The organism is Streptomyces sp. NPDC001549 (assembly GCF_042894025.1).
Taxonomy (GTDB): domain Bacteria; phylum Actinomycetota; class Actinomycetes; order Streptomycetales; family Streptomycetaceae; genus Streptomyces; species Streptomyces kutzneri.
The window spans coordinates 107776-129243 of sequence record NZ_JBIAVJ010000024.1 but is presented as its reverse complement, the minus strand read 5'-3'; the positions used below and the strand labels follow the sequence as shown (position 1 = coordinate 129243).

At 71.0% G+C, this 21468-nt stretch carries 17 protein-coding genes and 1 pseudogene; 11 read left to right on the top strand and 7 right to left on the bottom strand.

Translation table 11 applies throughout. From position 1 onward, the window contains the following. The first annotated feature begins 250 nt into the window (after window positions 1-250). The 6 genes from ACFY04_RS32285 to ACFY04_RS32260 all read left to right on the top strand — a co-directional run bounded on the left by ACFY04_RS32285 (window position 251) and on the right by ACFY04_RS32260 (window position 8386). Window positions 251-1552, top strand: coding sequence for a sensor histidine kinase (locus ACFY04_RS32285; protein ID WP_389122223.1), 1302 nt, complete (start codon window positions 251-253; stop codon window positions 1550-1552). A gap of 249 nt (window positions 1553-1801) precedes the next feature. Then, the gene (locus ACFY04_RS32280) at window positions 1802-2461 is read left to right on the top strand and encodes a LuxR C-terminal-related transcriptional regulator (protein WP_373042948.1); all 660 of its coding nucleotides are present in this window, start codon (window positions 1802-1804) and stop codon (window positions 2459-2461) included. Window positions 2462-2612: 151 nt separating this feature from the next. Continuing rightward, window positions 2613-4556: a 2-oxoacid:acceptor oxidoreductase subunit alpha gene (locus ACFY04_RS32275; protein WP_389122221.1), complete on the top strand. Its 1944-nt coding sequence runs from the start codon at window positions 2613-2615 to the stop codon at window positions 4554-4556. Continuing rightward, window positions 4549-5619: a 2-oxoacid:ferredoxin oxidoreductase subunit beta gene (locus ACFY04_RS32270; RefSeq protein ID WP_389122218.1), complete on the top strand. Its 1071-nt coding sequence runs from the start codon at window positions 4549-4551 to the stop codon at window positions 5617-5619. Before ACFY04_RS32275 ends, ACFY04_RS32270 begins: the two co-directional genes overlap by 8 nt. 254 nt (window positions 5620-5873) lie before the next feature. Next, window positions 5874-6821, top strand: coding sequence for an EamA family transporter RarD (gene rarD / locus ACFY04_RS32265; RefSeq protein WP_389122217.1), 948 nt, complete (start codon window positions 5874-5876; stop codon window positions 6819-6821). Between the two features lie 248 nt (window positions 6822-7069). Further along, on the top strand, window positions 7070-8386 hold the full coding sequence (locus ACFY04_RS32260) for a M28 family metallopeptidase (RefSeq protein ID WP_389122215.1): 1317 nt from the start codon (window positions 7070-7072) through the stop codon (window positions 8384-8386). Between the two features lie 30 nt (window positions 8387-8416). Here the strand turns inward: ACFY04_RS32260 and ACFY04_RS32255 are convergent, their stop codons facing one another. From ACFY04_RS32255 to ACFY04_RS32240, 4 genes are all read right to left on the bottom strand, one after another. Then, window positions 8417-8833: a hypothetical protein gene (locus ACFY04_RS32255; protein WP_389122212.1), complete on the bottom strand. Its 417-nt coding sequence runs from the start codon at window positions 8831-8833 to the stop codon at window positions 8417-8419. Continuing rightward, window positions 8830-9033: a ribbon-helix-helix domain-containing protein gene (locus tag ACFY04_RS32250; protein ID WP_223835884.1), complete on the bottom strand. Its 204-nt coding sequence runs from the start codon at window positions 9031-9033 to the stop codon at window positions 8830-8832. Before ACFY04_RS32250 ends, ACFY04_RS32255 begins: the two co-directional genes overlap by 4 nt. 106 nt (window positions 9034-9139) lie before the next feature. Further along, window positions 9140-10354 carry an outer membrane lipoprotein carrier protein LolA gene (locus ACFY04_RS32245; protein WP_389122210.1) on the bottom strand — a complete coding sequence of 405 codons (1215 nt, stop codon included), beginning with the start codon at window positions 10352-10354 and terminating at the stop codon, window positions 9140-9142. Window positions 10355-10576: 222 nt separating this feature from the next. Continuing rightward, window positions 10577-11587, bottom strand: coding sequence for a polyprenyl synthetase family protein (locus ACFY04_RS32240; protein WP_373042855.1), 1011 nt, complete (start codon window positions 11585-11587; stop codon window positions 10577-10579). Window positions 11588-11798: 211 nt separating this feature from the next. Here ACFY04_RS32240 and ACFY04_RS32235 point away from each other — a divergent pair. Then, a pseudogene (locus tag ACFY04_RS32235) lies at window positions 11799-12153 on the top strand (MFS transporter); the annotation flags it as partial. A 175-nt stretch (window positions 12154-12328) separates the two neighbouring features. Further along, on the top strand, window positions 12329-14332 hold the full coding sequence (locus ACFY04_RS32230) for a CocE/NonD family hydrolase (protein ID WP_389122207.1): 2004 nt from the start codon (window positions 12329-12331) through the stop codon (window positions 14330-14332). 152 nt (window positions 14333-14484) lie between these two features. Here ACFY04_RS32230 and ACFY04_RS32225 read toward each other — a convergent pair whose 3' ends face one another. After that, window positions 14485-15303, bottom strand: a complete 819-nt coding sequence (locus ACFY04_RS32225; protein ID WP_389122205.1) for a Cof-type HAD-IIB family hydrolase — start codon at window positions 15301-15303, stop codon at window positions 14485-14487. Window positions 15304-15642: 339 nt separating this feature from the next. On the opposite strand from ACFY04_RS32225, the gene fahA reads away from it, so the two are divergent. The 3 genes from fahA (at window position 15643) to ACFY04_RS32210 (ending at window position 18107) form a co-directional block, all read left to right on the top strand. Then, window positions 15643-16866 carry a fumarylacetoacetase gene (fahA, locus tag ACFY04_RS32220; RefSeq protein WP_389122203.1) on the top strand — a complete coding sequence of 408 codons (1224 nt, stop codon included), beginning with the start codon at window positions 15643-15645 and terminating at the stop codon, window positions 16864-16866. 150 nt (window positions 16867-17016) lie between these two features. After that, complete coding sequence (locus ACFY04_RS32215) at window positions 17017-17388, top strand: HEAT repeat domain-containing protein (RefSeq protein ID WP_389122200.1); 372 nt, start codon at window positions 17017-17019, stop codon at window positions 17386-17388. Window positions 17389-17501: 113 nt separating this feature from the next. Further along, a complete protein-coding gene (locus tag ACFY04_RS32210; RefSeq protein WP_389122197.1) occupies window positions 17502-18107 on the top strand; it encodes a hypothetical protein in 606 nt (201 codons plus the stop codon). Window positions 18108-18213: 106 nt separating this feature from the next. On the opposite strand, the gene nuoN is transcribed toward ACFY04_RS32210, so the two are convergent. After that, window positions 18214-19860, bottom strand: a complete 1647-nt coding sequence (gene nuoN / locus ACFY04_RS32205; RefSeq protein ID WP_389122284.1) for an NADH-quinone oxidoreductase subunit NuoN — start codon at window positions 19858-19860, stop codon at window positions 18214-18216. A 5-nt stretch (window positions 19861-19865) separates the two neighbouring features. Then, window positions 19866-21467, bottom strand: coding sequence for an NADH-quinone oxidoreductase subunit M (locus ACFY04_RS32200; protein ID WP_389122194.1), 1602 nt, complete (start codon window positions 21465-21467; stop codon window positions 19866-19868). Between the last annotated feature and the right edge of the window lies 1 nt (window position 21468).

Sequence of the window (21468 nt, the reverse complement as noted above, 5' to 3'; positions counted from 1 at the left end):
TGGCGGCGCCGTCTCGAAGGCACCTGCGGGGTTGGGTGGGGGCGCCTCAAACGCCGGCGGGGCTGACTTTGGCAGCGCCGCCCCGAAAGCACCGGCCGGGCTGGATGTGGCGGCAGCGGCTCGGATGGGGCCGGGGTGAGGGGGTGGGGTTAACCCCCCGGTGGAGATGCCGACCCGCCGCATGGTTGTGGGGGGTCGGGGGGCGGCAGGGTGGGGGTGAAGCGGAGGACCGGAAGGGTGGGTCGGGATCATGGGCAACGGCAGAGGCACGGGCGGCGGGATCGGCGCGGTGCTGCGGGCTCCGGTCGAGGGTCGGACCTGGCGGGAGTTGGGGTACCTGCTGATCGGGCTGCCGCTGAGCACGCTGTACTTCTCGCTCGCCATCGCCGGCGTGAGCCTCGGCGCCGGACTGCTCGTCACCTTCCTCGGCGTTCCGGTTCTCGCCGGTGTGCTCGCCATGTGCCGCGGCTTCGGGCAGGTGGAGCGGGCCCGGGTGCGCGCGCTGCTCGGGACGGACATCGCCGCCCCCGCGCCGATCCGGGCGAAGAAGGCCGGGCCGCTGGCCGCCATGGGTGCGCTGCTCAAGAGCGGGAGCGCCTGGCGCCACGCGCTGTACTCGGTCATCCACTTCCCGTGGGCGGTGTTCTCCTTCTGCCTGTCCCTGGTGCTCTGGGCGTGCGGGTGGGCCTACCTGCTGTACCCGCTCTGGTTCTGGGTCTTCCCGGCCTACACCGACCAGCCCGGCCTGCAGCTCTTCCAGAACGACGACTACACCTTCTACCTCGACTCACCGGTCATGATCGCCCTCACCAGCCTCATCGGGCTGGCCATCACCCTCGCCACCCCGTGGGTGATCCGCGCCCTGGCCACCGTCGACCGGGTCATGGTCGGCGGGCTGCTCGGGGCGTCCAGCCTGGCCACCCGCGTCAGCGAGCTGGAGTCCGACCGCGGGGTGGTCGTGGACACCGCCGCCGCCGACCTGCGGCGCATCGAGCGGGACCTGCACGACGGGGCGCAGGCCCGGCTGGTGGCGCTGGCGATGGATCTGGGGCTGGCGAAGGAGAAGCTGACCGAGGATCCGCAGGCCGCCGCCCGGATGGTGGACGAGGCGCACGGTGAGGTGAAGATCGCCCTCCAGGAGCTGCGCGACCTGGCCCGCGGGATCCACCCGGCCGTGCTGACCGACCGGGGGCTGGACGCGGCGCTGTCCTCGGTTGCCTCGCGGTGCGCGGTGCCGGTACGGGTGGCCGTGGATCTGCCGGCCCGGCCCGCGGCGGCGATCGAGGGGATCGCGTACTTCACGGTCTCGGAGCTGCTGCAGAACGTCAGCAAGCACGCGCTGGCCCGGTCGGCCTCGGTGGACGTGTGGAAGTCCGGGAAGCGGCTGCTGATCCAGGTCGCCGACGACGGCCGGGGCGGGGCCGGGCCGTGGGAGGGCACGGGGCTGGCGGGGCTGACCGAGCGGCTGGACGCCGTGGACGGGGTGCTGGTCGTCGACTCCCCCGCCGGGGGCGGGACGACCGTCACCGCCGAGCTGCCCTGGCGCCCCTAGCCCGACGGCCCGACGGCCCGACGGAGCTGCCGACGCAAGGGCCGGGCCGGATGGTCCGGCCCTTCGCAACTCCCGGCGCGCGCGGCGCCCATTTGCGGTATGCGACCGTCCAGTACTCGAAAACTCCCCCCGTACGACGACGTGTTGTCGCGGCTCTGCCTTCACCGGGACCCAAGGCTGGGATGCTTGGCTGAGTCAGGTAGTGCGTGAACGAGTGGACGCGGGAGCTGCTGAGTCGTGGAAGACAGGGTGCGGGTGGTCATCGCCGAGGATTCAGTGCTGCTGCGTGAGGGCCTGACCCGGTTGCTGACCGACCGGGGGCATGACGTCGTGGCGGGCGTCGGGGACGCAGAGGCCCTGATCAAGACGGTGGCGGACCTGGCGGCCGAGGGGGCGCTGCCGGATGTGGTGGTGGCGGACGTGCGGATGCCGCCGACCCACACGGACGAGGGGGTACGGGCTGCGGTGCGGCTGCGCCGCGACTACCCCGGGATAGGCGTGCTCGTGCTGTCCCAGTACGTGGAGGAGCAGTACGCCACCGAACTGCTGGCCGGTTCCAGCACCGGGGTGGGGTATCTGCTCAAGGACCGGGTGGCCGAGGTCCGCGAGTTCCTGGACGCGGTGGTGCGGGTGGCCCGGGGCGGTACGGCCCTGGACCCCGAGGTCGTCGCCCAGCTGCTCGGTCGCAGCCGGAAGCAGGACGTACTGGCGGGCCTGACCCCGCGCGAGCGCGAGGTGCTCGGGCTGATGGCCGAGGGCCGGACGAATTCCGCCGTGGCGAAGCAGCTGGTCGTGAGCGACGGAGCGGTGGAAAAGCACGTCAGCAACATCTTCATGAAGCTGGGCCTTTCGCCGAGTGACGGGGATCACCGGCGAGTACTGGCCGTTCTCACCTATCTGAAATCTTGATCGACTGACACTCTGTCAGATATGGCATACCGGCAGGGCCGTCTCAAGGGGCGGTCCTACGGTCCAGAATGTGGTCACTCCTGGGGGCCTGATCCCTACCGACGTAGGGTTGGTTCCGGGGGTGCTCACGCCTCGAAGGAGGTCCAGTTCAGTGACCAGCCAGGTCAGCAGCCCAGCCGAGCAGGCCGACGGGGCCGGGGGTGCGGTTGTCGGTGGACAGCGCACCCCGGAGAGTCCGGGCGGCAAGGAAGTGCGCCGCCTCGATCGTGTGATCATCCGATTCGCGGGTGACTCCGGTGACGGTATGCAGCTCACCGGTGACCGCTTCACCTCGGAAACGGCGTCCTTCGGGAACGACCTGTCGACGCTGCCGAACTTCCCCGCCGAGATCCGCGCCCCCGCCGGAACCCTCCCGGGCGTCTCCTCCTTCCAGCTCCACTTCGCCGACCACGACATCCTCACGCCGGGCGACGCCCCGAACGTGCTGGTGGCGATGAACCCGGCGGCCCTGAAGGCGAACATCGCGGACCTGCCGCGCGGCGCGGAGATCATCATCAACACGGATGAGTTCACCAAGCGCCCCATGGCCAAGGTCGGCTACGCCACCTCGCCGCTGGAGGACGGCTCCCTCGACGCCTACAGCCTGCACCCGGTGCCGCTGACCACCCTGACGGTCGAGGCGCTGAAGGACTTCGGCCTCTCCCGCAAGGAGGCCGAGCGCAGCAAGAACATGTTCGCGCTGGGCCTGCTGTCGTGGATGTACCACCGGCCCACCGAGGGCACCGAGAACTTCCTGCGGCAGAAGTTCGCGAAGAAGCCCGAGATCGCCGAGGCGAACGTCGTCGCCTTCCGGGCGGGCTGGAACTTCGGGGAGACGACCGAGGACTTCGCGGTCTCCTACGAGGTCGCCCCGGCCACCCGCGCCTTCCCCACCGGCACCTACCGCAACATCTCCGGGAACCTGGCGCTCTCCTACGGTCTCGTCGCCGCGAGCCAGCAGGCCGACCTGCCCCTCTACCTGGGCTCCTACCCGATCACCCCGGCCTCGGACATCCTGCACGAGCTGTCGAAGCACAAGAACTTCGGCGTGCGGACCTTCCAGGCCGAGGACGAGATCGCCGGCATCGGCGCGGCGCTCGGCGCGGCCTTCGGCGGCGCGCTCGGGGTGACCACCACCTCCGGGCCCGGTGTGGCGCTCAAGTCGGAGACGATCGGCCTCGCGGTGTCGCTGGAGCTTCCGCTGCTGATCGTGGACATCCAGCGCGGCGGCCCCTCCACCGGACTGCCGACCAAGACGGAGCAGGCGGACCTCCTCCAGGCCATGTTCGGCCGCAACGGTGAGGCCCCCGTGCCCATCGTGGCGCCGCGGACCCCCGCGGACTGCTTCGACGCCGCCCTCGACGCGGCCCGGATCGCGCTCACCTACCGGACCCCGGTCTTCCTGCTCTCCGACGGCTACCTGGCCAACGGGTCCGAGCCCTGGCGGATCCCGGAGGTCGCCGACCTGCCCGACCTGAAGGTCAAGTTCGCCACCGGTGCGAACCACACCCTGTCCGACGGCACCGAGGTGTTCTGGCCGTACAAACGGGACCCGGAGACCCTCGCCCGGCCCTGGGCCATCCCCGGCACCCCCGGCCTCGAACACCGCATCGGCGGTATCGAGAAGCAGGACGGCACCGGCAACATCTCCTACGACCCGGCCAACCACGACCTCATGGTCCGCACCCGCCAGGCCAAGATCGACGGCATCCAGGTGCCCGACATCGACGTCGACGACCCGGACGGCGCCACCACTCTGGTCCTGGGCTGGGGTTCCACCTACGGCCCCATCACGGCGGCCGTCCGCCGGCTGCGGAACGCCGGACTCCCCATCGCCCAGGCCCACCTGCGCCACCTCAACCCCTTCCCCAGGAATCTCGGCGAGGTCCTGGAGCGTTACGAGAAGGTAGTGGTGCCGGAGATGAACCTCGGGCAGCTCGCCACCCTGATCCGGGCGAAATACCTGGTCGACGCGCAGTCGTACAACCAGGTCAACGGAATGCCGTTCAAGGCGGAGCAGCTCGCCACGGTTCTCAAGGAGGCCATCGATGACTGAGGTGACCGAAGGGGAGCGGACGCTGCTCTCGCTGGTACCGAAGGCCGAGAGCAAGCAGTCGATGAAGGACTTCAAGTCGGACCAGGAGGTCCGCTGGTGCCCCGGATGCGGTGACTACGCCGTGCTGGCCGCGGTTCAGGGCTTCATGCCCGAGCTGGGCCTCGCGAAGGAGAACATCGTCTTCGTCTCGGGCATCGGCTGCTCCTCCCGCTTCCCGTACTACATGAACACGTACGGGATGCACTCGATCCACGGCCGCGCCCCGGCCATCGCCACCGGCCTCGCCACCTCCCGCCGCGACCTGTCCGTCTGGGTGGTCACGGGCGACGGCGACGCGCTGTCCATCGGCGGCAACCACCTCATCCACGCCCTGCGCCGCAACGTCAACCTGAAGATCCTGCTGTTCAACAACCGGATCTACGGGCTGACCAAGGGCCAGTACTCCCCCACCTCCGAGGTCGGCAAGATCACCAAGTCGACGCCGATGGGCTCGCTGGACGCGCCCTTCAACCCGGTGTCGCTGGCGATCGGAGCCGAAGCCTCCTTCGTCGCCCGGACCGTCGACTCCGACCGCAAACACCTCACCGAGGTACTCCGCCAGGCCGCCGACCACCAGGGCACGGCGCTCGTGGAGATCTACCAGAACTGCAACATCTTCAACGACGGCGCCTTCGAGGTCCTCAAGGACAAGGACCAGGCCCTGGAAGCCGTGATCCGGCTGGAGGACGGGCAGCCGATCCGCTTCGGCGCGGACGGCGCGAAGGGTGTCGTACGCAACCCGGCCACCGGAGAACTGGAGGTCGTCGAGGTCACCGCGGCCGACGAGGCGCGGATCCTGGTGCACGACGCGAAGAACGCCAGCGCCACCACCGCGTTCGCGCTCTCCCGTCTCGCCGACCCCGACACCCTGCACCACACCCCGATCGGGGTGTTCCGCAGCGTGGAGCGGCCCGTCTACGACACCCTCATGGCCGACCAGCTCGACGCGGCCATCGACCGCAGCGGCAAGGGCGACCTCGGGGCGCTGCTGGCCGGCAGCGACACCTGGACGGTCGTCGGGTAGCGCGCGCACCGCCCGCCCGCGAACGGAGCCCGGATCCTGCCCAGGATCCGGGCTCCGTCGCGTCCGGCGCGGCCCGGGGCCTTAGGCCGTCTCTTCCGGATCTTGCCGGATGAGCCCGGGTCGTCCGGAAAGATCCGGAAGAGACGGCCTAAGGCCCCGAAAGATGTCATGAGTATCTCCCGATTACGGGCATGACATCTGAGCCGTACGGCGATACCGTCGTGAAGTTGGCTGGAAGTCGTACAGGAGGCCCCGTGAAGGCAGAGAACGAGCAGCGCACGGGTTTGCTCTACGGATTCGGCGCATACGGGATGTGGGGGCTGGTCCCCCTCTTCTGGCCGCTCCTCAAGCCCTCCGGGGCGATCGAGATCCTCGCCCACCGCATGGTGTGGTCCCTGGCCGTGGTCGGTCTGGCGCTGCTCGCCCTGCGCCGCTGGGGCTGGATACGCGAGCTGCTCCGCCAGCCCCGCAAGCTGGGCCTGACCGCCCTGGCCGCCGCGGTGATCAGCGTGAACTGGGGCCTGTACATCTGGGCCGTCAACAACGAGCACGTCGTCGAGGCGAGCCTCGGCTACTTCATCAATCCCCTGGTCAGCATCGCCATCGGCGTGCTGGTGCTCGGTGAGCGGCTGCGCCGCGCGCAGTGGGTGGCGGTCGGCCTCAGCTTCGTCGCCGTGCTGGTGCTCGCCATCGGCTACGGGCGGCCGCCGTGGATCTCGCTGATCCTCGCCTTCTCCTTCGCCACGTACGGGCTGATCAAGAAGAAGCTCAACATGGGCGGCCTGGAGTCGCTGACCGCCGAGACGGCCGTGCTGTTCCTGCCCGCCCTGGGATACGTCCTGTGGCTCGGCGCGCAGGGCCAGTCCACCTTCGCCTCGCACGGTGTCGCCCACTCGCTCCTGCTGGCCGCGACCGGGCTGGTCACGGCGATCCCGCTGGTGTTCTTCGGGATGGCCGCGATCCGGGTCCCGCTGTCCACCCTCGGGCTGCTCCAGTACATGGCCCCGGTCTTCCAGTTCGGGCTCGGCGTCCTGTACTTCCACGAGGCCATGCCGCCCGAGCGCTGGGCGGGCTTCTCCCTGGTGTGGGCCGCGCTCGTGATCCTCACCTGGGACGCGCTGCGTACGGCGCGGCGGTCCCGGGTCAGGCTGGAGGCGGCGGCGCCGGCCGTCCTGGCGACGCCGGCCCGCGAGCCCGCGTAACGCCGCCCGAGAGACGCGCGGCACGGAGCCCCGCGGGGCTCGCAGCGGCAAACCCTTCACACCCTCGATCCCCGGTACGGGCCACCCGTACCGGGGATCGTCCGTTTTCCGAACCGCCCTGACCGAATTGTGGTCTTGACGGACAGTCATACTCTCGCTGAACATCAGGCTCGCACTGACGCACTAACGCTCACCTGCTCTATCGCCACTCGTTCCGTCATATCCCCGCGGAATCCCGGAGCCCCCACATGAGCCTGTCCGTCTCCCGGCGCCTTGCTGCCGTGACCGCGTTCGCGGTCGCCGGCCTGTTCGCCTCCGCCGCCCCCGCCGCACTCGCCGCCCCCACGGCGGTCGCCGCGGCGCCGACACCGCCCGACATACCGCTGGCCAACGTCAAGGCCCATCTGTCGCAGCTCTCGACCATCGCCGCCAACAACGGCGGCAACCGCGCCCACGGCAGGGCCGGCTACAAGGCCTCGATCGACTACGTGAAGGGCAAGCTCGACGCGGCCGGCTTCACGACCACCCTGCAGACCTTCACCTCCAGCGGCGCCACTGGCTACAACCTGATCGCCGACTGGCCGGGCGGCGACCCGAACTCGGTCCTGATGGCCGGTTCGCACCTGGACTCGGTGACCTCGGGCGCGGGCATCAACGACAACGGCTCCGGCAGCGCGGCCGTCCTGGAAACGGCCCTCGCCGTCTCCCGGGCCGGTCTGCAGCCCACCAAGCACCTGCGCTTCGGCTGGTGGGGCGCGGAGGAGCTGGGCCTGATCGGCTCGAAGTACTACGTCAACAACCTGCCGGCGGCCGAGAAGGCGAAGATCTCCGGCTACCTGAACTTCGACATGATCGGCTCACCGAACCCGGGCTACTTCGTCTACGACGACGACCCGACGATCGAGCAGACCTTCAAGAACTACTACACCGGCCTCGGCATCCCGACCGAGATCGAGACCGAGGGCGACGGCCGCTCCGACCACGCGCCCTTCAAGAGCGCGGGCATCCCCGTCGGCGGCCTGTTCTCCGGCGCCGACTACACCAAGACGGCGGCCCAGGCGCAGAAGTGGGGCGGCACCTCCGGTCAGGCCTTCGACCGCTGCTACCACTCCTCCTGCGACAGCCTGACGAACATCAACGACACCGCCCTGGACCGCAACTCCGACGCCGTCGCCTACGCGATCTGGACGCTCGGGGCGGCCACTCCGGTCCCGCCGGGCCCGTCCTTCGAGAACACGGCGGACGTGAACATCCCGGACTCCCCCGCGGCGGCGGTGTCCTCGCCGATCACGGTCTCCGGTGTGACGGGCAACGCGCCCGCGACCACCAAGGTCGACGTGAACATCGTCCACACCTACCGCGGTGACCTGGTGGTCGACCTGCTCGCCCCCGACGGCACCGTCTACAACCTGCACAACCGCAGTGGCGGCAGCGCCGACAACCTCGTCCAGACGTACACCGTCAACGCCTCCGGCGAGGTGGCCAACGGTGTCTGGAAGCTCCGGGTCAAGGACTCGGCCGCGCAGGACGTCGGCTACATCAACAGCTGGAAGATCACCTTCTAGGCCTTCCGCCCTGCTGGTCCGGTTCCCGGCTCAGGCGTCCTCGGCACGAGCCTGCGAGGACGCCTGGAGCGGGTCCTGGATGCGGGCGCGCAGCTCCTCGGCCACGGCTGCGATGTCCGCGCGGCCCAGCTTCGCCGCCTCCACCAGGTCGCCGAGCTCCTCGGGCGAGGGCAGCTGCTTCGCCCCGGCCACCCGCAGGTACGAGCGGGTGGCGGCGGCCGCGTAGAACTCGTTCATCGGGGATTCCAGCGCGGGGCACACCGCGAGGGTGTGCAAAAACGCGGCGGCCCGCCACGCGGTGTCCGGGGCGGGCTGTTCGGGCACGAGGACGAGGTCGTTCTGGTGCCGGGCGACCGCGGCGGCCACCCCGGAGGGATCCCACACGGCGGGATCGGACGGGAGATGGTGGGCCAGAGCCGTCCAGGCCCACTCCATGGTGATCTTCAATTGCCGAACCGCTGCTGGAAGTAACCCCAGTGGTCGGCGAACTCCTCTATGCCGGAGAGGAAGTTCTTCCGGTCCTCGTCGAGTTCGCGCTCCGTGACCTCGGTGATCAGCGCGGTGACCGTCGTCCCCAGTGCCGCCGCACGTGCCTTCAGGCGTTCGTGGAACTCTTCGTCCAGGCGGATGGTGACGTGTCTCGACATGTCCAACACCGTACAGCGGGTGTGCTGTACGCGGAGCGGGAATGACGCAAGGGTGGGCAGGGACACAGTCCCGGCCCACCCTTGCGGCGGTCCGTCCGGCTGCCGACTACTTGTTGGCGTCGGCCGCCTTGACCAGCGCGTCCTTGGTGACCGCGCCGACGTAGACCTTGCCGTCGTCCGTGATCAGGGCGTTGACCAGGCGGGTCGACAGGACCCGGCCCTCACCGAACTTCCCGGTGACCTTGTCCCCGAGGGAGTCGAGGAACTGCTTGGCCTCCTTCGGGGTGTTCTTGTCGTTCTCCAGGTCCTTCAGGTTCCGGTTCATGCCCGAGTCGATCCGGGCGATGGTCGACCAGCCCTCGCCGAGCACCTTCACGTCGCCCTTGTCGCCCGCGCCGCCGGTCAGACCGCCGAGGCCCGGGAAGGACTCCAGCGCCTTCCAGTGCTCGTCCGCGCCGCCCTTGCCCGCCCCGTCCACGCCCTCGGTCACCTTGGCGCCCTTGGGCGCGGTGAAGGAGAAGGTGTCGGCGGCCGGCTTGGCGAAGTCGACCTTGGTGAAGCCCGCGTCCACGATCGGCTTGCCGCCCTGGGCGGACAGCAGCTGCACGCGCAGCGGCACGCCGTTCTTGGCGTCCACCGCGATCTGGACCGAGCCGACCGTGGAGCCGGTCTGCTTGGGCTTCAGCACCAGCTGGTAGGCGTCCCGCCCGGCCACCTGCGCGGTGTCGCCCACGCTGACGTCCGTGGTGGGGCCGGCGGCCTTCAGGATCTCCTCGGCCAGCTTCTGCGGGGAGGCGGCCAGGCGGTCGCCGGTCTTGTGCTCCTTGCCGCCGTCCTTGCCCTTGCCCTGTCCGGCCCCGGCGTTCTTCTCGTGGAAGACCTCGTTCGACTTGGAGTCGTAGCCCCACACGTCGTCGCCGTTGTGGATGAGGCTGTACTCGTCCTTGCCGTCGAGGAAGGTCAGCCGCTGGCGGTCCGGGCCGTCGGCCGCGACGCGCAGGGTGTGGCTGCCGTTCGCCAGCTGAGCGACCTTGTCCTCCGGGTTGGCGGAGCCGCCCGCGACGCCGCCGCCGCCGAGCAGCCCGCTCGCGATCTTCGGCAGCCCCAGGTCGGTGGTGATCCGGGCGGTGCCGGACAGCTGCTGCACGTCCGAGGCCGCGACCTTCTCGATGAGCTGCTGCGCCGTCACCTTCGGCAGGTCGGGCCCGCCGGCGTTGGCGAAGGCCGGGACCATCGCAACGGTCGCCGCGGCCACGCCCGCCACCGCTACCGGTACGGCGTACCGGGCGGCCTTGCGGGAAGTCTTGGTGTTCGGTGCCATGTCAGTGCCCTGCCCTCTGTGTCGACTGCGGTGACCACCGTGTCGCCGCGCTCACCCGATCTGGTGGGGTTTGATGACTCCATCTGACCAAATCGGCGGCCCCGGGGCGTCAGTCCCCGGACGCAACTCGGCGTACGCCCGTGGGATGACATGGAACGGGCCCTCCTGCCCCGACCCGTAGGGGTCGCTGGGGCGGAAGGGCCCGTTCCGCAAGCGTGGCCGTCACCCGGCGCGGTGCACCACCGCGTCGCAGAGCTCTTCGAGCGCCGACTTGGCGAAGCACTCCGGCAGCGGGGCCAGCATGGCCCGCGCGTCCTCGGCGTACTGGATGGTGTCGCGGCGGGCCCGCTCCAGGGCGGGGTGCGCCCGCAGCCGGGTGAGCACCTCGGCGTGGCGGGCGTCGTCCGTCAAGTCGCCGTCCAGGAGCTGGACGAGCTCCAGGTCCGCCGGGTCGCCGCCCTGGGCCGCCATCTCGCGCAGCCGCAGCACGGGCAGCGTCGGGATGCCCTCGCGCAGGTCGGTGCCCGGGGTCTTGCCGGACTCGTGCGCGTCGGAGGCGATGTCGAGGACGTCGTCGGCGAGCTGGAAGGCGGTGCCGAGCCGCTCGCCGTACTGGGTCAGGATGTCGACGACCGACTCGTCGGCGCCGGACATCAGCGCGCCGAAGCGGCCGGAGACCGCGATCAGCGAGCCGGTCTTGCCGGCGATGACGTCGAGGTAGTGGGCGACGGGGTCGCGGCCGTCGCGCGGGCCGGCCGTCTCCAGGATCTGCCCCGTCACGAGCCGCTCGAAGGCCTCGGCCTGGACGCGTACGGCCTCCGGCCCGAGGTCGGCCAGGATGTGCGAGGCACGGGCGAACAGGAAGTCACCCGTGAGGACCGCCACCGAGTTGCCCCAGCGGGCGTTGGCGCTCTCCACCCCGCGGCGGACGTCCGCCTCGTCCATGACGTCGTCGTGGTAGAGCGTCGCGAGGTGCGTGAGCTCGACCACGACGGCGGACGGCACGATGCCGGGCGCGTAGGGATCACCGAAACGGGACGCGAGCATCACCAGCAGCGGCCGGAACCGCTTGCCTCCGGCCCGGACCAGGTGCTGTGCGGCCTCGGTGATGAAGGGGACTTCGCTCTTGGTGGCTTCCAGCAGACCCGCCTCGACGGCGGCCAGTCCGGCCTGGACATCGGTCTCAAGAGCCTGGTCCCGCACGCTCAGTCCGAACGGCCCGACGACGGTCACGAGGGGTACTCCTGTCTGCTGACGATCACGCTGACGATCACATGGATTGTCGATGTGTCGCTGCCATCACTCAAGCCAGCGTATCGGGTCTGTTTTCGATCACCGAGAGCGCCTTCCCGGCCACCACCCGCGCACTGCCCGATGAGCACCGGTATGTTCTGAAGGAGACGAAACAACCGGAGAATGCATTTTGCCCAGAAATGCGACCGATATGGACGAGCCCGCGGATCCGGAGGCCGACCGGCCACCGTCCCGGGACGACCATGCCTTCCCCGGCCGTCCCAGGGGCCTCGCCACGCCCTCCGGACCGGAGGTCCGGGAGCGTTTCTCGTTCCTGGGCATGCAGGCCATCCTCGTCCTCTGCTTCGCGGAGACGGTGGCGAACGGCGGCCCGGGGACGGACCCGGGCACCGCCGCCTCCGTCCCGGCGGCCTACGGGACCATGGTCCACCTCGTCTCCGTCGCCGGCGGATGGCTCGCCGACCGCATCCCCGGTTCGTACCGGGCCGTGCTCCGGGGCGGCATCCTGATCGCCTGCGGCCACTGCGCCATGGCGGTGCCGAAGCACCAGGGCCGGCACCGGGGCTTCTCCACCGCCGCGGTGGCGGTGGGCGTGGCCGTGATGGCGATGGCGCCGTGGCTGCGGCGCACGATGCACCCCGTCCACCGAGCACCCCGTCCACTGAGGCCGGGCCCGAGGGCCCGAGGGATACGTCCGAGGCGATTGGCGGCTGAGACCAGATGATCATCCGTACCGACTTCCCGTACGGCACCACCCACGAGGATGTCCGGATCCCGCTGCCCGACGGTGTCGAGCTGTACGCCCGGATCTGGCGCCCGGTGACGGACGAGCCGGTTCCGGCCCTGCTGGAGTACCTCCCGTACCGGCTCACCGACTGGACCGCGCCGCGCGACCAGCAGCGCCACCCCTGGTACGCGGGGCACGGCTACGCCTCCGTACGGGTGGACGTGCGCGGGCACGGCTGCAGCGGGGGCCGGCCGGGCGACGAGTACGACGCCCGCGAGCTGGCCGACGGGGTCGCGGTGGTGGAGTGGCTGGCGGCGCAGCCGTGGTGCACGGGGTCGGTGGGGATGTTCGGGATCTCCTGGGGCGGGTTCAACTCCCTCCAGATCGCCGCCCTGGCCCCGGAGCCGCTGAAGGCGGTCGTGACCGTCTGCTCGACGGACGACCGGTACGACAACGACGTGCACTACATGGGCGGCTCGGTGCTCGCCGTGGACATGCACGCGTGGGCGGCGACCATGCTGGCCTTCGCCTCCCGCCCGCCCGACCCGCAGTTCGCCGGCGACGACTGGCGCCGGATGTGGCTGGACCGGCTGGAGGCGGTGGAACCGCTCGTCCACATCTGGCTCTCCCACCAGACGCGCGACGCCTACTGGCGCCACGGCAGCGTCTGCGAGGACTACACGGCGATCGGCGCGGCCGTGCTCGCGGTCGGCGGCTGGCACGACCCGTACCGGGACACCGTGCTGCGGCTGGTCGAGCACCTGCCGCCGGCCCGCGTGCGGGGCCTGATCGGGCCCTGGTCGCACCAGTACCCGGACCGCGGCCTGCCGCCGGGACCGGCCATCGGCTTCCTGCAGGAGACCCTGCGCTGGTGGGACCACTGGCTGAAGGGCGCGGACAACGGGGTGATGCAGGAGCCGCTGCTGCGCACCTGGATCAGCGACTCGCACCCGCCCGCGACGGTGTACGAGGAGCTCCCGGGCCGCTGGGTCGGCGAGAAGTCCTGGCCGTCGGCGTCCGTCATCCCCGTGCCGTACGTGTTCCAGGGCGCGCCGGTGGACGTCGCCTCCCCGCAGCACACCGGGCTGGACGCGGGCCGCTTCTACCCCTTCGGCAACGACGCAGACCTGCCGCCGGACCAGCGGGAGGAGGACGCGAAGTCGGCCTGCTTCGAGTTCCCGGTGGGGCGCGAGGAGCCGGTGGAGATCCTGGGACGGCCGTCGGTCACCCTGCGGCTGCGGCTCGACGTGCCGTACGGGCAGGTGGTCGCCCGGCTGTGCGACGTGGCCCCGGACGGCTCCTCGACGCTGGTCACGCGGGGCGCGCTGAACCTCTCCGCGCGCCGCGGCCGCGACCGGGCACTCCCCTGGCCGGTGGGCTCGTACGAGGACGTCACCTTCCAGCTGAACGGCATCGGGCACGCCTTCGCGCCGGGTCACCGGATCCGGCTCGCCGTGTCCTCCGCGTACTGGCCGTGGATCTGGCCGCGGGCCGGGTCCGAGGCCGGCTGGACCCTGGACCCGGCGGGCAGCGCGCTGACCCTGCCGGTCCGGGCGGGCTCCGCGGCGGACGGCGGGATCGTCTTCGAGGCCCCGGAGCAGGCGGAGCCGCTGGGTGTGGTCTTCCCGGCGACGCTGGACGAACCGCGTCCGGAACGGCTGGTCGTACGGGACGTCGCCCGCGGAACGTGGCGGCTGGAGGTGGACCCGCGGTACGGGGGCACCCGGGTGTACCCGGACGGCCTGGAGTACGGCGAGGACGCGGAGGAGGTGTACGAGATCCAGGACGCGGACGCGTTGTCGGCGCGCGCGTTCTCGCGGTGGCGGATCCGGCTCCACCGGCCGGAACTGGGCTGGGACGCGCGGGTGGAGACGCGCTCGGAGATCCGCTGCGACGAGGGCGGTTTCCTGACGACGAACGAGGTGGTGTGCCGGGAGGGGGACGAGGTGGTCTTCCACCGGACGTGGGAACGCCGGCTGCCGCGCGCGGCGGGCTGAACAGGTCGCGCGCTGAGCGGGTCGCGGGCTGAGCGGGTCGCGGGCTGAGCGGGTCGCGGGCTGAGCGGTCGAACCGCCCTGGCGGGCGGCCCCGGGGCGCCGCCCCGGATCCCGCGCCTCAAACGCCGGCGAGGCTGAGACGGACACGGCGGTCAGCCGAACAGCCGCTCCAGGACCACCGCGATGCCGTCCGCCTCGTTCGACAGGGTGATCTCGTCGGCGACCGCCACCAGCTCGTGGTGGGAGTTGGCCATCGCCACCCCGTGGGCCGCCCACGCGAACATCGGGATGTCGTTCGGCATGTCCCCGAAGGCGATCGTCCCCGACGGGGAGACGTCGAGGACTTCCGCCGCCCGCGCGAGCCCGCTGGCCTTGTCGATGCCCGGCGGCTGGAGTTCCACCGTGTGTTCGCCCGCCATCGTGACGTTCACCAGGTGGCCGACCACCGACCGCGCCACCCGGGTCAGCTCGTCGTCGTCCAGCTCCGGGTGCTGGAGCAGCACCTTGTTGATCGGCGCCGACCACAGGTCGCAGCGGCGCGGGACGCGGACCGTCGGCAGGTGGGGGTGCCACATCCGGTAGCCCGGCCCTATCAGCATCTCCGCGTCCACGCCCTCCTGGTTGACCGCCGCGTAGACCTCGCCGATCTCCGCCTCGATCTTGCCGAGGGCCACCTCGGCCAGCTCCCGGTCCATGGACACGGAGTGCAGCAGGCGCCCGCGCGCCGCGTCGTACACCTGCGCGCCCTGCCCGCACACTGCGAGCCCCGTGTAGCCGAGCCGGTCCAGGACGTGTCGGACCTGGGGAACGGGGCGTCCGGTGACGATGATGTGCTGGGCGCCGGCCGCGCGCGCTCTCGCGAGCGCCTCGTACGAGCGGGCGGAGACGGTGTCCCCGGCTTGCAGCAGAGTCCCGTCCAGGTCTGTGGCGATCAAGGCATAGGGAAGGGCCGGAGGTGGGGCGGAAGTCACGGCGCCTAGGATACGGACCCCTTTGGACAAGTCCTACAAATAGAGCCCGAATCCGGCCTCCCCCACGTCCCATCCGTCACTTTGACGCGCTCCAGCGCCGAGCGGGGCACGGGCGGGGCAGGGAAGTGCACAACCCCGACCGTAGAGCCCCCGATCGACAGCACGCACCAAAAGATCAGATATGACCGGAACTGTGGATACCTGACCACAGCCGTCGTCCCGGGGTGTGTTTCATCTCCGACCGGGTACCCGCGCGTTCCCGCGGGATCCTGAGTAGCGTGTCCCGCACCGTGTCTACCGGGACACCCCCGGACCGCGTCGAAAGCGAGGCAGTACCCCATGCCCCAGCAGAGCCCCCTCGATGTCCCCGAGGGCGACCCGTTCGGGCCGCACAACCTCCCCTACGGCGTCTTCTCGACCGCAGCGGACGACCGGCGGCGGGTCGGTGTGCGCATCGGCGGATTCGTCCTCGACGCGGGGGCGGCCGCGGCCGCGCTCGGCTCACCGTTCGCGGGACTGCTCGGACAGTCCTCCCTCAACCCGCTGCTCGGCGCCGGCCACACCGCCTGGCGCGACGTACGCCGCGCGCTGACCGCCTGGGTCACCGACCCCGGCCACCGCCCCACCGTCGAGCCGCACCTGGTGCCGCTCGACGAGGTCACCCTGCACCTGCCGTACGAGGTCGCCGACTACGTCGACTTCTACGCGAGCGAGCACCACGCCACCAACGTCGGGAAGATGTTCCGCCCGGACGGCGACGCGCTGACGCCCAACTGGAAGCACCTCCCCATCGGTTACCACGGCCGCTCCGGCACCATCGTGGTCTCCGGCACCGACGTCGTACGCCCCTCCGGCCAGCGCAAGGCGCCCACCGACCCGGCGCCCGTCTTCGGCCCCTCCGTCAAGCTCGACATCGAGGCCGAGGTCGGCTTCGTCGTCGGCACCCCCTCCGAGCTGGGCCGGCCGGTGGCGCTGGGCGACTTCGAGGAGCACGTCTTCGGGCTGTTCCTGCTCAACGACTGGTCGGCGCGCGACATCCAGGCCTGGGAGTACGTGCCGCTCGGCCCCTTCCTCGGCAAGTCCTTCGCCACCTCCGTCTCCGCCTGGGTCACCCCGCTGGAGGCCCTGGACGCGGCCCGCGTCGCCCCGCCCGCCCGGGACTTCCCGCTCCAGCCCTACCTGGACGACGCCGCCCTCGACCGCCCCGGCGGCTTCGACCTGCGCATCACCGTCTCCATCAACGGGCAGGAGGTGGCGCAGCCGCCCTTCGCCACCATGTACTGGACGGCGGCCCAGCAGCTCGCCCACATGACCGTCAACGGCGCCTCCCTGCGCACCGGCGACGTCTTCGGCTCCGGCACCGTCAGCGGTCCCGAGGTCGGCCAGCGCGGCTCGCTGCTGGAGCTCACCTGGAACGGCCGCGACGCCATCGAGCTCACCGACGGCAAGCGCACCTTCCTGGAGGACGGGGACACCGTCACCCTCACCGCCTGGGCCCCCGGCCCGGACGGCACGCGCGTCGGCCTCGGCGAGGTCACCGGCCGCATCGTGGGCTCGCGCTAGTCCGACGTCGGCGGCAAACACAGCCGGCGGGGTGGCGGATCTTCCCGCCACCCCGCCGAAACCGCAGCTCAGAGCTCTGCGGAAGCGCCATCAGGTGGCGCACCACTGCGGCAACACCACGGGCGCCGGGCCGCCTGTACGTTCCCTGCCATGCCAGCCGAACGAACCGCCACGCACACCGTCCCGGTCGCCGCCGCGCGCCGGCGGCGACTGCGCGCGGACCAGGCTCGCCAGCTCGCCGACCTGCTGCGTGACGGGTACGCCCGTACCGCGGTGGCGGCCCTGGCCGACCCCGCCTGGCAGGTCCGGGCAGGGGCGGCGGCCGGGCTGTCGGCGGCCACCCCGGAAACGGCGGTACCGGCCCTGGCCAAGGCCTTGGCCGACGCCAACGCGGATGTCCGCAAGGCGGCGGTGCTGTCCCTGCTGGCGCATCGGGACGCCACGGAGGCCCGTGCGGCCCTCGCCACGGCGGTCTCCGACCCGGACGCGGACGTCCGCGCGTACGCCGCCCGCGCGGCGTGACCCTCACGCGGTGTCAGGCGGTGGTGTCGGCCCCCCGTTCGGGGGCCCGCGGCGTGCAGGGTCCGCGGGGCGCCGGGATGGTGGACGAAAGCCCGTCGACGGCAGGAGTCCCCATGTCCCCCCATGTCCGCAAGGCCGCCCTCGTGATCACCGCCGCCGTGTCGCTGGGCCTGGCCGCCGTGGTCCCGGCGCACGGGGTGGAGGGGCCCGCGCCCGACCCGCGCAACGCCAAGGCCATGCGGGACATGGCGACGGCGATCGCGGTGACGGCCAAGTACGCGGACGAGCGGGCGGCGCTCAGGGACGGGTACGTCCCGCACGGTGAGGAATGCATGACCAACCCGTTCGGGGTGGGCGCCATGGGTTACCACTACGTGAAGCAGGCCAACTGGGGTTCGAAGGACCCCGCCAGGCCGACCGCGCTCCTCTACAGCAAGGACAAGGACCGCAACGGCCGCCGCAAGCTCGAGACGGTGGAGTGGATGGCCACGGACCGGGACCAGGACCTGAAGACCAGCGACGACCGGCCGAGCATGTTCGGGCTGCCCTTCGACGGTCCGATGCCGGGCCACTGGGCGGGCATGCCCAAGCACTACGACCTGCACATGTGGGCGTACAAGGAGAATCCGGCCGGCCGCTTCCACAACTGGAACCCGGCGCTGACCTGCCCCAGGAAGAGCCCGGCCCCGGGAGGCGCCGGCCACCCGCACGGCCACTAAGGGCTCTCCCGGCCCGTGCGGTCAAGTGGCATGCACATATCTCCCCACACGCGACGGGCCCGGCTCCCCCGAAGGGGGCCGGGCCCTGTCCCGTACGACGAACCGGTCAGCGGACGAAGGTGCTCGCCTGCCCCGCCAGGTCCAGGAAGTACTGCGGGGCGAGGCCCAGGACCAGGGTGACGGCGACGCCCACCGCGATGGTGGTCATCGTCAGCGGCGAGGGGACCGCCACCGTCGGGCCGTCGGCCTTCGGCTCGCTGAAGAACATCAGGACGATCACCCGGATGTAGAAGAACGCGGCGATCGCGGACGAGATGACACCGATCACGACCAGCACCCCGGCGCCGCTCTCCGCCGCCGCCCTGAACACGGCGAACTTGCCCGTGAAGCCGGAGGTCAGCGGGATGCCCGCGAAGGCGAGCAGGAACACCGCGAAGACGGCCGCCGTCAGCGGCGAACGCCGGCCGAGCCCCGCCCACTTGGACAGGTGCGTGGCCTCGCCGCCCGCGTCGCGCACCAGCGTGACCACCGCGAAGGCACCGATCGTCACGAAGGAGTAGGCGGCCAGGTAGAAGAGGACGGACTGGACGCCCTGCGCCGAGGTCGCGATCACACCGGCCAGGATGAAGCCCGCGTGCGCGATCGAGGAGTAGGCGAGCAGTCGCTTGACGTCCGTCTGGGTCACGGCGATCACCGCGCCCGCGAGCATGGTGACGATGGCCACCGCCCACATCACCGGACGCCAGTCCCAGCGCAGCCCCGGCAGGACCACGTAGAGGAGGCGCAGGAGGGCGCCGAACGCGGCCACCTTGGTCGCCGCCGCCATGAAGCCGGTGACCGGGGTCGGAGCGCCCTGGTAGACGTCCGGGGTCCACATGTGGAAGGGGACCGCGCCGACCTTGAAGAGCAGGCCCGTCAGGATCAGCGCGCCGCCGATCAGCAGCAGCGCGTCGTTGCCCATGGTGGAGGCCAGCGCCGGGTCGATCTTCGCGACCGTGCCGTCGACCACGTCGGCGATCACCGCGTACGAGACCGAGCCCGCGTACCCGTAGAGCAGCGCGATGCCGAAGAGGAGGAAGGCGGAGGAGAAGGCGCCCAGGAGGAAGTACTTCACCGCGGCCTCCTGCGACATCAGCCGCTGGCGGCGGGCGACGGCGCAGAGCAGGTACAGCGGGAGGGAGAACACCTCAAGGGCGATGAACAGCGTCAGCAGGTCGTTGGCCGCCGGGAAGATCAGCATGCCGGCGATCGCGAACAGGGCCAGCGGGAAGACCTCGGTGGTGGTGAAGCCCGCCTTGACGGCGGCCTTCTCGCTGTCGCTGCCCGGTACGGACGCCGCCTGGGCGGCGAAGGAGTCCACCCGGTTGCCGTGCGCCGCGGGGTCCAGGCGCCGCTCGGCGAAGGTGAAGACCGCCACGACCGAGGCCAGCAGGATGGTGCCCTGCAGGAAGAGCGCCGGGCCGTCCACGGCGATGGCGCCCATCGCGGCGATGTGGGCCTTGCCGGACCCGTACCCGCCGGCCGCGAGGCCGACGACCGCGGCGAAGGCCGAGGCCAGCGCGGCAACGGTGAGGAACACCTGGACGTAGTAACGGGACTTGCGGGGCACGAAGGCCTCGACCAGGATCCCGAGCACCGCCGCACCCACCACGATCAGCGTGGGCGCGAGCTGTGCGTACTCGATGGTCGGTGCCGGGATCCGGTCGGCCGGTGCCTCGGCCGCCAGTGTCCACAGGCTGTGGGCGGAAGTCAGCGTGCTCACTTCGCCACCTCCCCATTCTTGGCGTGCTCGGCCTCAACGGCGATCTCGGGCTGCGGGTCCGTCTGCTTCACGTCCGACATGGTGTGCTCCACCGCCGGGTTCACGATGTCGGTGAGCACCTTCGGGTAGACGCCCAGCCCGATCAGCAGGGCGATCAGCGGGGCGACCACCAGCACCTCCCGCAGGCGCAGGTCCGGCATGGTGCGGACCTCCTCCTTCACGGGGCCGGTCATCGTGCGCTGGTAGAGGACCAGGGTGTAGAGCGCGGCGAGCACGATGCCGGTGGTGGCGATGATGCCGACGACCGGGTACCGGGCGAACGTGCCGACCAGGACCAGGAATTCACTGACGAAGGGCGCGAGGCCCGGCAGCGAGAGGGTGGCGAGGCCGCCGATCAGGAAGGTGCCGGCGAGGACCGGGGCCACCTTCTGGACGCCGCCGTAGTCGGCGATGAGCCGCGAGCCGCGCCGCGAGATCAGGAAGCCGGCCACCAGCATCAGCGCCGCCGTCGACAGGCCGTGGTTGACCATGTAGAGGGTGGCGCCGGACTGGCCCTGGGAGGTCATCGCGAAGATGCCCAGGATGATGAAGCCGAAGTGCGAGATCGAGGCGTAGGCGACCAGCCGCTTGATGTCCCGCTGGCCGACCGCGACCAGCGCGCCGTAGACGATGCTGATCAGGGCCAGCACCAGGATCACCGGCGTGGCCCACTTGCTGGCGTCGGGGAAGAGCCCGAGGCAGAAGCGGAGCATCGCGAAGGTGCCGACCTTGTCGACGACCGCGGTGATCAGTACGGCGACCGGAGCGGTGGACTCGCCCATCGCGTTCGGCAGCCAGGTGTGCAGCGGCCACAGCGGGGCCTTGATCGCGAAGGCGAAGAAGAACCCCAGGAACAGCAGCCGCTCGGTGTTGGTCGACATGTCGAGCGTGCCCGCGGCCCGGGCGGCGGTGATCTCCTGGAGGGAGAAGTTCCCCGCGACCACGTAGAGGCCGATGACGGCCGCCAGCATGATCAGGCCGCCGACCAGGTTGTAGAGGAGGAACTTGACCGCCGCGTACGAGCGCTGCGTGGCCGCGTTCTCCTCGGAACCGCCGTGGGCCCGGTCCCCGAAGCCGCCGATGAGGAAGTACATCGGGATGAGCATGGCTTCGAAGAAGATGTAGAAGAGGAAGACGTCGGTGGCCTCGAAGGAGATGATCACCATCGCCTCGACCAGCAGGATCAGGGCGAAGAAGCCCTGGGTCGGCCGCCACCGGGAGCTCTTGGTCTCCAGGGGGTCGGCGTCGTGCCAGCCGGCCGCGATCACGAAGGGGATCAGCAGCGCGGTGAGCCCGATGAGCACCACCCCGATCCCGTCCACGCCCAGCTCGTAGCGGACGCCGAAGTCGGCGATCCAGGGCCGGGATTCCGTGAGCTGGTAGCGGTCACCGCTCGGGTCGAAGCGGACCGCGACGAGCACGGCCAGGGCCAGTGTCGCCAGCGAGAAGAGCAGCGCGAGCCACTTGGCGGCGGTCCTGCGGGCGGCCGGTACGGCCGCCGTCAGGATCGCGCCGACCGCGGGGACCGCGGCCGTCACCGTCAGAAGCGGGAAACTCATT